Origin of the sequence: Pseudomonas fluorescens (genome assembly GCF_902497895.1) — a bacterium.
GTDB classification, from domain to species: Bacteria; Pseudomonadota; Gammaproteobacteria; order Pseudomonadales; family Pseudomonadaceae; genus Aquipseudomonas; species Aquipseudomonas fluorescens_BP.
On sequence record NZ_CABVHQ010000061.1, the window covers coordinates 1 to 12,820 of the forward strand.

A 12,820-nucleotide genomic window follows, 5' to 3' on the forward strand; every position below is an offset into this window, starting at 1 on the left:
GACGATTTTGACGGGGCTGGATACCGCGTCTCCAGGATTACTGATTTGGCGCTCGATGCTGCACTGGCTCGGGGGAATTGGTTTTATCGGCATGGCCGTGGCAATTTTGCCTTTGTTGCGAGTCGGCGGCATGCGTTTGTTTCAGACAGAATCTTCAGACTGGTCAGAGAAAGTCACTCCACGCTCTCACGTCGCGGCGAAATATATTCTGGTGCTCTACCTCGGGCTGACCGGGGTGTCCACTCTGGCGCTGTGGGTAGCGGGCATGACGCCTTTCGAAGCGATCAATCATGCGATGTCATTAATTTCAACGGGCGGCTTTTCGACTTCGGATGCATCCCTGGCGCACTGGCCTCAACCGGCTATTCATTGGGTGGCCGTGGTCGTCATGATTCTCGGCAGCCTGCCTTTCACCTTGTATGTCGCCACACTACGGGGCAACAGACGTGCATTATTAAAAGACCATCAGGTGCGAGGCTTCATTGGGTTTCTGGTGATTGCCTGGCTGCTATTTGGTACGTGGTTGTGCTTTAACAGTGACTACAGCTGGTGGGAAGCGTTTCGTATCGTGGCCGTCAATGTGACCTCGGTGGTCACGACCACGGGTGTCGCCCTCGGGGATTACACTTTATGGGGCAGCTTTGCCGTTCTACTGTTTTTCTATTTGACCTTCGTTGGCGGTTGCTCTGGGTCCACGGCGGGAGGGCTTAAAATATTCCGCTTTCAGGTCGCCTCTTCATTGCTGATGGGCAGCCTGAAACAACTGATTCATCCTCGTGCGGTGATTCGGAAAAAATACAACGGCCATCCCATTGACGAAGACATCGCGCGCTCGCTCTTGACCTTTTCATTCTTTTTCACCATCACCATCGGTGGCATTGCCCTGGGGTTGGCGCTGATCGGTCTTGATTGGACGACTGCCTTAAGCGGTGCGGCCACCGCAGTATGCAATGTGGGTCCCGGACTGGGCACGATCATTGGTCCAGCAGGCAACTTCTCGACCTTGCCGGATGCAGCAAAATGGTTGCTGACGGTCGGCATGCTCTTGGGAAGGTTGGAAATTCTGACCGTGCTGGTGCTGCTCACACCCGTCTTTTGGAGGTACTAAGTGGGTTGGTAGGAGAGCGTTTTTTTGATGCCCGCGAAACACCTGGTACCGTATCCCGCTTGTTGAGCTGATAGCTCAATGTGATCTCGCCGCAACAGAACCACTGGACGCAGCATATACACTTGCGGGCGACAGCCAAGGAAACTGGAATATGTCCCAGACACTAGCTACCCGTAGCATCCCCCGTACGGTCTGGGCGTTAGGATTCGTCAGCCTGTTCATGGACTTGTCTTCAGAAATGGTTCATAGCCTGCTGCCGATATATCTGGTGGGTTCTCTAGGCGTCAGCATGATCACCCTGGGGCTGATCGAGGGTATTGCGGAGGCGACGGCCCTGATCGTTAAAGTCTTTTCAGGCGCCATCAGCGATTACTTCGGACGACGCAAAGGCTTGCTGTTGCTCGGCTACGGACTGGCTGCACTCACCAAGCCGCTCTTTCCGCTGGCCCACTCCGCAGAAATGGTGTTCACCGCACGCTTTCTGGATCGGATTGGCAAAGGTATTCGCGGCGCTCCACGTGATGCCCTGGTCGCTGATGTATCGCCACCGGAGATCCGTGGCGCTTGCTTCGGCTTGCGTCAATCCATGGATACGATAGGGGCTTTCCTCGGGCCGGCAGTAGCCATCGGCCTGATGTATGCCTTCAGTGAAAACATTCCACTGGTGTTATGGATCGCGGTGATACCGGCGTTGGTAGCGGTCAGTCTGATTCTTGTTGGCGTCGATGAGTCCGAACATGAGCCGTCAGCTCAGCGCTTTCGTTCACCCATACGGCTACAACTGCTCTACAGCTTTTCGCCGGCTTATTGGTGGGTGGTGATAATCGGCGCATTGTTCACCTTGGCACGTTTTAGCGAGGCCTTCCTGGTCTTGCGCGCTCAGCAAGCAGGACTGTCTGCGACCTGGGTGCCTATAGTGATGGTGGTGATGGCCTTGTTCTACACGCTCTCGGCCTACCCTGTGGGGAATCTCTCTGACCGTGTAAGCCGCACAAGTCTTCTCGGGGTCGGGTTGATATTGCTGATCTTGTCCGATCTGGTTCTAGCCAGCGCCGAGTCCGTCTCAATGTTGATACTCGGCGTCGCCCTATGGGGACTTCATATGGGATTCAGTCAGGGGTTACTGGCTGCCCTTGTCGCTGACACGACACCGGCAGAATTAAAAGGAACCGCTTTCGGGATTTTCAACCTGGTGAGTGGTGTATCCATGTTGCTGGCAAGCGGGATTGCGGGGTTACTTTGGCAAACTTATGGTTCGGCAATGACGTTTTATGCAGGAGCAGTTTTTTCTGCGGTAGCGCTCATACTGCTGATAGCACAACGTAGTACGAGCACACGTCGCTTGCATGATCACGGGCAGTGACCACGCAAGAATTAAGGAAAGTTTGAAAACTAGTTTGCCGGGTACTCGGCAATCACTTGGTCGGAACCTGCTTTGCTCAGGCCGATGACCTGATAAGCATCCTGCTTCCCACCGACCTCCATACCAGGCGAGCCTGCCGGCATGCCCGGCACAGCAATCCCGATAAGGTCGTCGCGTTTGCTCAAAGCAATTATTTGCTCAGCAGGCACGTGGCCTTCAACAAACTTTCCGTTGATCACCGCGGTGTGGCATGACGAGAGACGCGGAACAACACTCAGGTCCTGCTTGACTGCGCTCATGTTGGTTTCTACATGATCAACGACGGTGAAGCCGTTAGCTTCAAGGTGCTGCATCCACTTTTTGCAGCATCCACAGTTAGCGTCACGATGGACATTGATTGTCAGCGGTTCTGCTGCATGACCAGCGGAACTGATAAACAGAGCCGCGAATGCAGCGAGGCGAAGTGCCCGGCCGGGACGAAGAAAGTTATTTCGCATGGGTATGATCCTTCCCATCAGCATGGGTATGAGTTTTTGGCTGAGCGGCTGGAGTTGCAGAAGCGTCATGTGAAGCCTCGGCACCCAGAGAATTGGCGTGTTCGGGACTTTCATCCTGAGAAGGCGCTGCGGCAGCCTCATGGGCATGTGCGCTGTTCCTCTCGCCATGATGGTCGCCTGCTTCGGCTACTTCTTCGGCTGCCCCCGCATCATGATGTCCAGAGGCAGCCCCCTTTTGACCCTCATGCTGACCTTCATGGTTATGCATTTTGCTCTCGCCGCCGCCGTGTTGATGACCACCACTGCTGACTGCTAGAGCGGTGTATTGCTCTGCATTCAGGGTGGGAAGCTGCTTAAGAAAAGCGACCATTCCCCAGATGTAGGGATCAGCCATGCTTTTACCCCAGGCGGGCATGCCTGTGGATTTGATTCCATGCTTGATGATCCAGAACGCTGCGGCAGGGTTTCCATCAACGCCCAGTTTCGAAAGATTTGGGGGGGCAGGGTAAAGGCTATTGCTTAACTCGGTTCCTGCGAGTCCCGGAGCAAGGTGGCAGCCAATGCACATTGAGTTGTAGTTGCCAGCACCTGCACGAATGAGAGTTTCATCGCTCAGGTCGGGAACTTCAATATCGCGTGAGCGCACTGCTATCGAGCGATCCCGAGCAGTGGACAGAAGTGAGTAAACGGGTTCGGAATGCGGATCATCCGCCCCAACATTAATCACACCAAAATACACCACGCCGGCACCTGCTATTGCGGCGACCACACCAGCAGCAGTCAATGTTTTCAATGTTCTTTTCATGTCAGGCTCTCAAAACCACATCCGAATACCGGCGACAAATCGCGCCTCGTTCGTATCTTCCCCTTCATCGCTAGCGAGGTCGGCGGTCTTGCCATAGGAGCGACTCCAGGTAACCCCGATGTAGGGGGCAAACTCCCGGACAATCTCGTAGCGCAACCGCATACCCACTTCGGTATTGGCCAAACCAGAGCCAATGCCCCGTTGAGGATCGTTTTTCCCGTAAAAGTTCATTTCGGCTGTGGGCTGCAGGATCAGGCGATTGGTCAGCAGAATGTCGTAGTCGCCCTCTAACCGAGCTGCGGTCTGGCCGTTCTCACCGATGAAAGCGGTGGCTTCAGCTTCGAAATTGTAGAGGGCCATACCCTGGATGCCGAAGGCGCCCCACGTCTGCGGCGAACCTGGTTTAAAATCCTGACGCACGCCGGTAACAACATCCCACCAGGGACTGATCGAGTGCCCCCAAAGCGCCTGGAGTTCAGCCTTTTCAGTCACACCGTTGGTACGCTCCCCCTCCGACCGCAGCCATAAACGATCAATGTCGCCACCCATCCAGCCTGTTGCATCCCAACTCAGGGCACTGCCGTCATCAGCGTCCTGATACTCGAACTGATCAAGCAGAAAGAACGTGTTGAGGCTTTTGTCATGAACACCATGGCCTGCCACAGGCGGAAAAGCAGCTTTACGATCAGCATCTGTTAATACGGGAATGGGAGTTCGACTCGTGGTGGTCGCCCCGGTATCCATGTTCATTTTGCTGTGATCCATGCCTTCCATCTGGCCTTGGTCCATTTGCCCATGATTCATTTGGCTATGGTCCATCGGCTTTTCTTGGCCTTGGCCCATGTTCATTTTGCTGTGGTCCATCGCTTCCATATTGCTATGGTCCATAGACTCCATCGAACCATGGTCCATCTTGGAATGATCCATATGGCCGTCTTTGGCGGGCATCGACTTTTGAGGCACCGCCGGTTTCGACTCCGTTCCCGAGGACATGGTCATCGACGGATCCATCTCTTCAGCGGCGCTGGCCCAGCCAACAAAAGCGGTACTGACTGAAACCGTCAGCGCCATCAGGGTCGGACGTAAAAGCTTGTTGGTCATGATCTCAATCCGTTTTTTTGGTTTTTTTGTCATGATCCATCGACTCTTCACTCATCTTGCTGTGATCCATGGAACCGTGATCGGTTTTGGATTCATTGGTCTGGGACTTTTGCGTTGGCATTGGCTGGTCCGTTGATGATGCAGGAGCGGAAGGGGAATGCTCGCTACTGCTTACTCCTGCCAGCACAAAGGGCACTCCACCCAACAGGCCAATGACAAGGGTGCAACCGATCAGCGACTTACGATTCAGATATGCACTCATAACCCGTCTCCTTTACTCATCAACCCGTACTTCACGGAACATGCCCATTTCCATGTGAAAGAGCAGGTGGCAGTGATAAGCCCAGCGCCCCAGCGCATCAGCCGTTACGCGATAGCTGCGCGTAGTGCCTGGCGGCATGTCGATCGTGTGCTTGCGCACCATGAAATTGCCGTTCTCATCCTCCAGGTCGCTCCACATGCCGTGGAGGTGGATGGGGTGGGTCATCATGGTGTCGTTCACCAGTGTGATGCGCAGACGCTCGCCATACTTGAGGCGCAATGGCTCAGCGTCAGAGAATTTGATGCCGTTGAATGACCAGGCGAACTTTTCCATATGACCGGTCAGGTGCAGCTCAATGGTGCGATTGGGCTCGCGACCATCCGGGTCCTGGAAAGTGCTCTTAAGGTCTGAGTAGGTAAGCACGCGACGGCCGTTGTTACGCAAGCCAATACCTGGGTCGTTCAGCTTCGGCGCTGTGCTCATGGCTTGCATATCAACCAACGGGTTGTTGGTTTCGGAAGCCGGGTGAGACTGCATAGCTCCTGCGCCCATGCCTGCCATCTTGCTGTGATCTATACCAGTCATGCCGGACGTATCGCCCTGATCCATACCGGTCATCTTGCTGTGATCCATGCCAGGCATATCGCCCGGTTTCATGGTGCTGTGATCCATACCGGCCATGTCGCCCGGTTTCATGGTGCTGTGATCCATGTCGGCCATGTTGCCGTGATCCATTCCGCCCATTCCCATATCATCCATGGTGACGAGGGGACGCGGGTCGATCGCCGGGACAGGCGCCTTCAACCCTTCACGCACGGCCAGGGTTCCGCGTGCATATCCGGTTCGATCCATGGACTGAGCGAAAATGGTGTAAGCCTCTTCGCTGACAGGCTCCACGATCACGTCATAGGTTTCTGCCACAGCGATGCGAAATTCGTCGACGCTGACCGGGTTGACGTGCTGGCCGTCGGCGGCCACCACGGTCATTTTCAAGCCTGGGATACGGACGTCGAAGTAGCTCATACCCGAACCGTTAATAAAGCGCAGGCGCAGCTTCTCACCCGGTTTGAAAATCCCGGTCCAGTTACCGTCAGGGGCCTGGCCATTCATGAGATAGGTGTAGGTATCCCCACTGACGTCTGCGAGATCGGTGGGGTTCATTTTCATCTCGGCCCACATTTTCCGATCCGTCAACGTTGCGGCCCAGCCTTTGTCGCTCACATCGTCGATGAAGTCGCCAACGGTACGTTTGTGGTGATTGTAGTAGTCCGACTGTTTCTTGAGCTTAGCCATGACCCGACCAGGATCTTCATCAGTCCAGTCGGTCAGCATCACCACATAATCGCGGTTGTATTGGAAAGGTTCAGGCTCTTTCGAGTCGATCACGATAGGCCCGTAGACACCGGCCTGTTCCTGAAAACCCGAGTGGCTGTGGTACCAGTAAGTACCATTCTGGTGGACTTTAAATTTGTACTCATACATGCCATCGGGTGCGATACCGTGAAAGCTCAAGCCTGGCACACCGTCCATATTTGCGGGCAGGAGGATCCCGTGCCAATGGATAGAGGTGTCCTGATCAAGGCGGTTTTTCACCCGCAGCGTGACCGTTTCCCCTTCACGCCAGCGCAGCAACGGTCCCGGCAAAGAGCCGTTAATGGTCATCGCTGTGCGCGCCGAGCCGGTGATGTTCACTGGGGTTTCGCCAATGAACAGATCAAATTCGTTGCCGGTCAGTACGTTTGGAAAACCGGGACTGGTCACCGCCCATACAGGAGTGCGCCATAGGCCAAGCCCGCCGAGAATGCCACCAGCGGCCAGGCCTTTAACGAATGTCCGCCTAGAGGTTTTGGAATGCATGCCGTGTTTGTCCAATCAATCAAAAGGGAAGCCGTGCGCAACAACCTGTGAGTTGCACTTACAGGTTGAAGGCGCTCTCTCGGAGAATCGTTTTGAGCCCGGATGAGCTTTTTCTGCCGCCGCTCAAGACGCAGTCATACGGCAAGCGAGTTTAGAAATTGCCACATTTGAACCATCACGGTGATTACATTTCTGTCAGCTTGGGAACGCGCCAATCGTTTCAGCACTTAGCGTGGCCGACTGCGCTTCCTTTGCTCTCTGCTACGGGGGATTGAGTGCCTTGCTTTTGGGCAATTTGGTACGATTCCATCGAATCCTTCCTGGCCGCTTCCGTACGTGCAAATGTCCAGTCACCACCGCCTTCAGCCATAGCCAGAGAAGAAACGGTCAACGCTGCAATAACAAATAGGGTTTTCATGGATTTCATTTGGGTAGCCTCGGATAAGTATTTGGTTGCCCCGTAGAATCCACATCAATAGATGATTCTGGGGGCTGAGCTTTAGGCTCGATGCCACCTTAACCGTCATTCCCTGTCAGAAGCCTTAGGTGAAAATTACAGTTGCGTCAGGTTGCGCTTTCCTCCTTGAACAACCGTTTCCGTAGCTGCCCTTCTGATCGCTGCTGTTCTCTCGATTACTTCCGTGGCTGCCTTCGCGCATAGCGGCGGTACTGAATCAAAAGGTTGCCATCGCAACAATAAGACGAACGACTACTACTGCCACTAAGTCGCAAAAGCCCAGCTCTGAACTGTGCGTCAATGTGAACAGGCCTCTCACGCCTGCGGAGTTCAGTTACGCCTTTGCTTTAGGCAGCGTTTAGCTCAACAGTGATGTGAACCAGTTCCTCATGCACTGACAAGAGGTCTTTGAAGTAAGCCGGTGTCGCATTTTGGTCAGTCGTCAAACTCAGGATGCAGGCATATTTCCCTTTGCCTACTCGCCATACATGAAGGTCGCTAATCTGTGCAGAAATGGGACTGGAGGCGATGACTTCCCGGACCTCTTCGACGACTGGGGAATCCATTTCCGCATCTAGCAATACGCGACTGGTTTGACGAATCAAGCCATAGGCCCAGCTCGCAACCAAGCCGGCACCCACAATGCCCATGACTGGGTCAAGCCACGCAGCCCCCCAGAATTTACCCCCGATCAACGCCAGAATGGCCAGCACCGACGTAGCGGCGTCCGCCAATACATGCATGTAAGCGGAGCGCAGGTTCAAGTCATGATGCCCATGCCCATGCCCATGCCCATGCCCATGCCCATGCCCATGATCGTGGTCATAATGTGTATGTGCATGACCATCCTTGAGTAACCAGACGCAGGCGATATTCACGAGCAAGCCCAAAACACCGATGACGATGGCCTGGTCGTAGTGAATCGCAGAGGGGGATATCAACCGTTCAATCGATTGATAGAGCATCAACCCCGCCACCATGATCAGCAGGATCGCGCTGGTGTAACCCCCTAGAATTTCCATTTTCCAGGTCCCAAATGCAAAGCGGGTGTCATTGGCGAATCGTCTTGCCGCCGCATAGGCCAGGACAGCAAGCCCCAAGGCCAAGGCATGGGAACTCATGTGCCAGCCATCGGCCAGCAGAGCCATGGAATTGTAGAACCATCCGCCGGCAATCTCTGCAACCATCATCAATGCAGTTAGAATCATCGCTCGACGGGTGTTTTTCTCGGCTAAGGGGTTACCCTCGTCGAAGATGTGAGAGTGGCCCTGACCGTCGGAGATTGTTGAAAAAGACATGGGTTGCAGTCCTGCTTAATGAGCAAAAATATACTATACCCCAGTATAGATCCTTGAATAAGGTACCGCCGCATGCCACATACCATTCACGACAAGAAACGACTGCTGACCCGCGTCAGACGCATCAAGGGACAAGCGGAGGCTTTGGAGCGAGCGCTGGAGCAGGAAGTAGAATGTTCTGCTGTACTGCAACAGATTGCAGCGGTAAGAGGCGCGGTAAACGGATTGATGGCAGAAGTGCTTGAAGGGCATATCCGTGAGCATCTGGGTGCTGAAACCGTCACTCCAGAACAACGTCAAGAAGACCTGGATCAGGTCATCTCGGCCCTGCGCTCATATCTGAAATGAGCCCAGGAGACTCTGTGCATGAGGGCGTTAACGCTGGAGCAGATCACCGCCTTAGGCGCCGACCTTGGAAGGAAAACCCAACGCTTCAACAGCAGCGCGGACTCGCTCTGGGCTTTCGATGCTTTCAACGTTGACCTTGCCGGCAGCACGATCCACCGAAACAGTTGCCTCGCTATCCAACGACTGAATGGCTTTAGTAATTTTGCTAACACAGCTACCGCAACCGATGCCTGAAACGTCTAAGACGAACATAGTTATTCCTCTCATGGTGAGCGGCCTCTTTGGCCGCAGGCACAGCATCAACGTTGACACGACAGGAAGGTCAAGAGTTGTCTGCACCCCCGGTTTGAATGGTTTCCAAGCCTCAATCTATACGGATGTTTCTCAGCCTCAATGCATTGAAAACAACTGATGCAGAGCTGACGCTCATCGCGATGGCTGCGACCATCGGTGATAAGAGATGCCCGGTCAGTGGATACAGCAGACCCGCAGCGAGTGGTATACCCATCGAGTTGTAGAGAAAGGCGAAGCCCAAGTTCTGCCGCATGTTTTTTACTGTCGCGACAGAAAGAGCCCGCGCTCGAAGAATTCCCATCAAGTCGCCTTTAACCAGAGTCAGTTGCGCGCTGTTCATCGCGACGTCTGTCCCGGTCCCCATGGCGATGCCCACATCTGCTCGGGCCAAGGCAGGCGCATCATTAATACCGTCGCCAGCCATGGCTACCCGCCGGCCGTATTGCTGAAGGTCCGCGACCAGACGCTCTTTGTCCTGAGGCTTCACTTCACCGTGGACTTCTTCAATGCCCATTTCCTTGGCGACAGCTCGTGCCGTGGTGAGACCATCACCAGTGGCCATGATGATTTTTACATTGTCAGCCTTGAGTTTGTTGACGGCCTCTTTGGAGGTCGGCTTGATCGGATCTGAGACTGCGAGCAACCCAGCCAGTACTCCGTCGACCGCAACATAGATGATGCTGATACCTTCAAGTCGTAACAGCTCTGCACGGTTTTTGAGGGGGCTGATGTTCACACCAGCCTCTTCCATCAAGGCAGTATTACCCAGCTGGATTTTCTTTCCATCTACCAAACCGCTGACCCCGATTCCAGAACCGGATTCGAATGAGTCAGGTTTTGTTAGAACAAGATTTTCAGCACGAGCATGATCAACAATGGCATGAGCCAAGGGATGCTCACTGCCTTGATCGAGGCTGGCAGCGAGTTGTAGAACATCATTGGGGTCAAAACTCGGAGTGACCTCCACGCTGTGAAAAACTGGACGCCCCTCTGTGAGGGTGCCGGTCTTATCAATGATCAGCGTGTCGATCTTGCAAAGGTTCTCGATAGCACTGGCATCTCTGAACAGCACGCCCATGCTGGCCGCCTTACCGGTGGAGACCATAATCGACATCGGCGTCGCGAGCCCTAGGGCACAAGGACAGGCAATGATCAGCACAGAGACCGCATTGATCAAGCCGAAGACCCAACTGGGCTCAGGACCAAAAAGCCCCCAGCCCAAGAGCGTCAGTACCGCAATAGCGATGACGCCCATCACAAAGTACCCGGCAATGGCATCAGCCATGCGTTGCATAGGTGCTTTGGAGCGTTGAGCGCGGGCCACCATCTGTACGATTTGCGACAGCATGGTCTCGGCCCCAACCTTCTGTGCCTCCATCACCAGACTGCCATGGGTATTTAGCGTGGCCCCTATCAGACTATCACCCGCTCTCTTCATCACCGGCACGGGCTCTCCGGTCAGCATTGACTCGTCGACCGCGCTTTCACCTTCCAGTACGGAGCCATCAACCGGCACCTTCTCACCCGGCCTTACCCGGAGGTGGTCACCCTTGTGCACATGCGTCAGAGGGATATCTTCCTCTTGGCCATCGGAATTGATTTTGCGTGCCGTTTTGGGAGAGAGACCCAGAAGAGATTTAATGGCGGCTGAGGTTTGCGAGCGGGCTTTGAGCTCGAGCATCTGCCCAAGCAGGGTGAGTGAGACGATGACCGCGGCGGCTTCGAAGTAAACGCCGATGCGTCCCTCTTGCATAAAGGTGGCAGGAAAACTCTGGGGAAATAGCGTGGCCACAACGCTGTAAAGATAGGCCGCTGCTGTACCCAGACCTATCAAGGTCCACATATTGGGACTGCGCTGACGAATGGACGCAACGCCCCTCACAAAAAAGGGCCAACCTGCCCATAGGATCACGGGGGTAGCAAGGACCAGTTCCACCCAGTTCTGTGTGGTTCCGTGGAAGAGTTGCAACGAATGTCCCGCCATAGCGAGTACGGTCACGATCACGGTTAACGGCAACGACCACCAAAAGCGACGGGTGAAGTCCTTGAGCTCGGGGTTTTCTTCCTCTTCCAGCCCAGGCATGACAGGTTCCAATGCCATTCCGCATTTAGGACAGGTGCCGGGGCCAGGCTGACGTATCTCTGGGTGCATGGGACAAGTGAATTCAGTGCCCATCTGTGGTTCAGCCGCGGGATCAGTGTGACCAGGGGGATTGGTATCAGACGGATCCGCAGCATAACGCTGGGGTTCTGCTCGAAATTTCTCTTGGCACTTCAGGCTGCAGAACTGATAGGCCTGCCCCTCGTAAAGCTCACTGAACGTGCTCAGCGGGGTAACAGCCATGCCGCACACTGGGTCGCGTAGACCACCATCCTGGGGTTTTACCGGATGAGCGTGATCATGAACGCGGTGACTCGTGGCGTTAGACATGACTAGTTTCCTTTATCGTCCTTGTTGGTTTCCGAGCTCACGTGTCGACCATGACCGCCGTGACCGTGCCCGAAAAAATGCATCAATGGGCAGATCAACAGAATCAGATAGGGCAGATAAGGTGAAATATGGCCGAAGTGTTCCCGGACGACGTAGAAAACACCGATCGTAACCAGCATGATCAGTACGACACCCGTTTTGCTCCTCCAGAAGGAAGAGGGCGAACTTTCAACCGAATGCGGATGGTTAGTCATGATGTGGTCCTCAGTGTCCTGACAAGAGCTGCGGTGACGTTTGCGACAGAGAGTAGTCAATGCTCGCTCTGAGGCTGTGATATCGATCAAACAACGCTTACTTCACTTCAAACTGACCCACCATTCCCGACTGATAGTGGCCCGGAACGTTGCAGGCAAACTCCAGGCCTGTGGTCTTGGAAAAGGTCCAGACAAGTTCTTTGGTTGTCCCGGGTTCGATCAGAACGCTGTTGGGATCGTTGTGCTCCATCCCGACCATCTTCATCCCTCCCATGCTGTGTCCCATATCGTTCATGGCATGCGCTTGTCCGGTAGGACTGAGTGTGCCGTTCTGGACCATAGCTGCCATCTCTTTTTGATGCGCGGCATGGGCAGCTGCTTTGCCGATGTTAAATTCATGCAGCAGCGAGCCTTCGTTGCGCAGGACAAAGCGAACCGTCTCTCCAGGTTTGACATCTATGTTTTTGGGCTCGAAGGAGATATCGCCCATTTTCACTTCAACCGTGCGGGTAACCTCGGCCGCTGCTCCAGGCTGACCAATGTCATCTTTCCCGTGGCCAACGCTGGCTATGGCTGTAGAACTGAGGAAAAGAGTTATTGCAGCGCAAACCGGGATAGCAAATTTCGCATTCATAGAGACCTCAAAGTGAAAGTGAGTAGCACGGGTTATGCTAAGGAAACTGAGTTGCCAGTTAACTGACCTGAACACTATTTTCAGTCAGTTTCTGAAATAAAACACGGCGTC

General features: G+C 54.3%; 15 protein-coding genes. 4 read left to right on the forward strand and 11 right to left on the reverse strand.

Annotated elements, in window-relative coordinates; all coding sequences use genetic code 11:
• Together F8N21_RS23845 and F8N21_RS23850 are read left to right on the forward strand one after the other, a co-directional pair.
• Positions 1-1,108: TrkH family potassium uptake protein (locus F8N21_RS23845; protein ID WP_150644460.1), on the forward strand; the 1,108-nt coding region annotated here is incomplete at its 5' end.
• A 151-nt stretch (positions 1,109-1,259) separates the two neighbouring features.
• Positions 1,260-2,471, forward strand: coding sequence for an MFS transporter (locus F8N21_RS23850; RefSeq protein WP_150644461.1), 1,212 nt, complete (start codon positions 1,260-1,262; stop codon positions 2,469-2,471).
• A 29-nt stretch (positions 2,472-2,500) separates the two neighbouring features.
• Here F8N21_RS23850 and F8N21_RS23855 read toward each other — a convergent pair whose 3' ends face one another.
• The 6 genes from F8N21_RS23855 to F8N21_RS23880 all read right to left on the reverse strand — a co-directional run bounded on the left by F8N21_RS23855 (position 2,501) and on the right by F8N21_RS23880 (position 7,420).
• Positions 2,501-2,968 carry a DUF411 domain-containing protein gene (locus F8N21_RS23855; protein WP_150644462.1) on the reverse strand — a complete coding sequence of 156 codons (468 nt, stop codon included), beginning with the start codon at positions 2,966-2,968 and terminating at the stop codon, positions 2,501-2,503.
• The gene (locus F8N21_RS23860; protein WP_150644463.1) at positions 2,958-3,773 is read right to left on the reverse strand and encodes a c-type cytochrome; all 816 of its coding nucleotides are present in this window, start codon (positions 3,771-3,773) and stop codon (positions 2,958-2,960) included. The genes F8N21_RS23855 and F8N21_RS23860 overlap by 11 nt, the downstream gene beginning before the upstream one ends.
• A 9-nt stretch (positions 3,774-3,782) precedes the next feature.
• Positions 3,783-4,907, reverse strand: coding sequence for a copper resistance protein B (locus F8N21_RS23865; protein WP_191624395.1), 1,125 nt, complete (start codon positions 4,905-4,907; stop codon positions 3,783-3,785).
• Positions 4,879-5,136, reverse strand: coding sequence for a hypothetical protein (locus F8N21_RS23870; protein ID WP_150644465.1), 258 nt, complete (start codon positions 5,134-5,136; stop codon positions 4,879-4,881). The genes F8N21_RS23865 and F8N21_RS23870 overlap by 29 nt, the downstream gene beginning before the upstream one ends.
• A 12-nt stretch (positions 5,137-5,148) precedes the next feature.
• Entirely contained in the window at positions 5,149-6,993 is a 1,845-nt protein-coding gene (locus tag F8N21_RS23875; RefSeq protein ID WP_150644466.1) for a copper resistance system multicopper oxidase, read from the reverse strand.
• 220 nt (positions 6,994-7,213) lie between these two features.
• Positions 7,214-7,420 carry a co-regulatory protein PtrA N-terminal domain-containing protein gene (locus tag F8N21_RS23880; RefSeq protein ID WP_150644467.1) on the reverse strand — a complete coding sequence of 69 codons (207 nt, stop codon included), beginning with the start codon at positions 7,418-7,420 and terminating at the stop codon, positions 7,214-7,216.
• 214 nt (positions 7,421-7,634) lie between these two features.
• Here F8N21_RS23880 and F8N21_RS23885 point away from each other — a divergent pair, with 214 nt between their 5' ends.
• Complete coding sequence (locus F8N21_RS23885) at positions 7,635-7,718, forward strand: YHYH domain-containing protein (protein ID WP_263597311.1); 84 nt, start codon at positions 7,635-7,637, stop codon at positions 7,716-7,718.
• Between the two features lie 79 nt (positions 7,719-7,797).
• Here F8N21_RS23885 and dmeF read toward each other — a convergent pair whose 3' ends face one another.
• Positions 7,798-8,748, reverse strand: coding sequence for a CDF family Co(II)/Ni(II) efflux transporter DmeF (gene dmeF / locus F8N21_RS23890; protein ID WP_150644468.1), 951 nt, complete (start codon positions 8,746-8,748; stop codon positions 7,798-7,800).
• 72 nt (positions 8,749-8,820) lie between these two features.
• Between dmeF and F8N21_RS23895 the strand changes: the two genes are divergently transcribed.
• The gene (locus tag F8N21_RS23895) at positions 8,821-9,096 is read left to right on the forward strand and encodes a metal/formaldehyde-sensitive transcriptional repressor (RefSeq protein WP_150644469.1); all 276 of its coding nucleotides are present in this window, start codon (positions 8,821-8,823) and stop codon (positions 9,094-9,096) included.
• A gap of 51 nt (positions 9,097-9,147) precedes the next feature.
• On the opposite strand, the gene F8N21_RS23900 is transcribed toward F8N21_RS23895, so the two are convergent.
• The 4 genes from F8N21_RS23900 to F8N21_RS23915 all read right to left on the reverse strand — a co-directional run bounded on the left by F8N21_RS23900 (position 9,148) and on the right by F8N21_RS23915 (position 12,709).
• A complete protein-coding gene (locus F8N21_RS23900) occupies positions 9,148-9,348 on the reverse strand; it encodes a heavy-metal-associated domain-containing protein (protein ID WP_150644470.1) in 201 nt (66 codons plus the stop codon).
• 112 nt (positions 9,349-9,460) lie between these two features.
• The gene (locus F8N21_RS23905; protein ID WP_150644471.1) at positions 9,461-11,821 is read right to left on the reverse strand and encodes a heavy metal translocating P-type ATPase; all 2,361 of its coding nucleotides are present in this window, start codon (positions 11,819-11,821) and stop codon (positions 9,461-9,463) included.
• Positions 11,822-11,823: 2 nt separating this feature from the next.
• Entirely contained in the window at positions 11,824-12,075 is a 252-nt protein-coding gene (locus F8N21_RS23910; protein WP_150644472.1) for a DUF2933 domain-containing protein, read from the reverse strand.
• Positions 12,076-12,172: 97 nt separating this feature from the next.
• The gene (locus F8N21_RS23915; protein ID WP_150644473.1) at positions 12,173-12,709 is read right to left on the reverse strand and encodes a plastocyanin/azurin family copper-binding protein; all 537 of its coding nucleotides are present in this window, start codon (positions 12,707-12,709) and stop codon (positions 12,173-12,175) included.
• Positions 12,710-12,820: the final 111 nt, after the last annotated feature.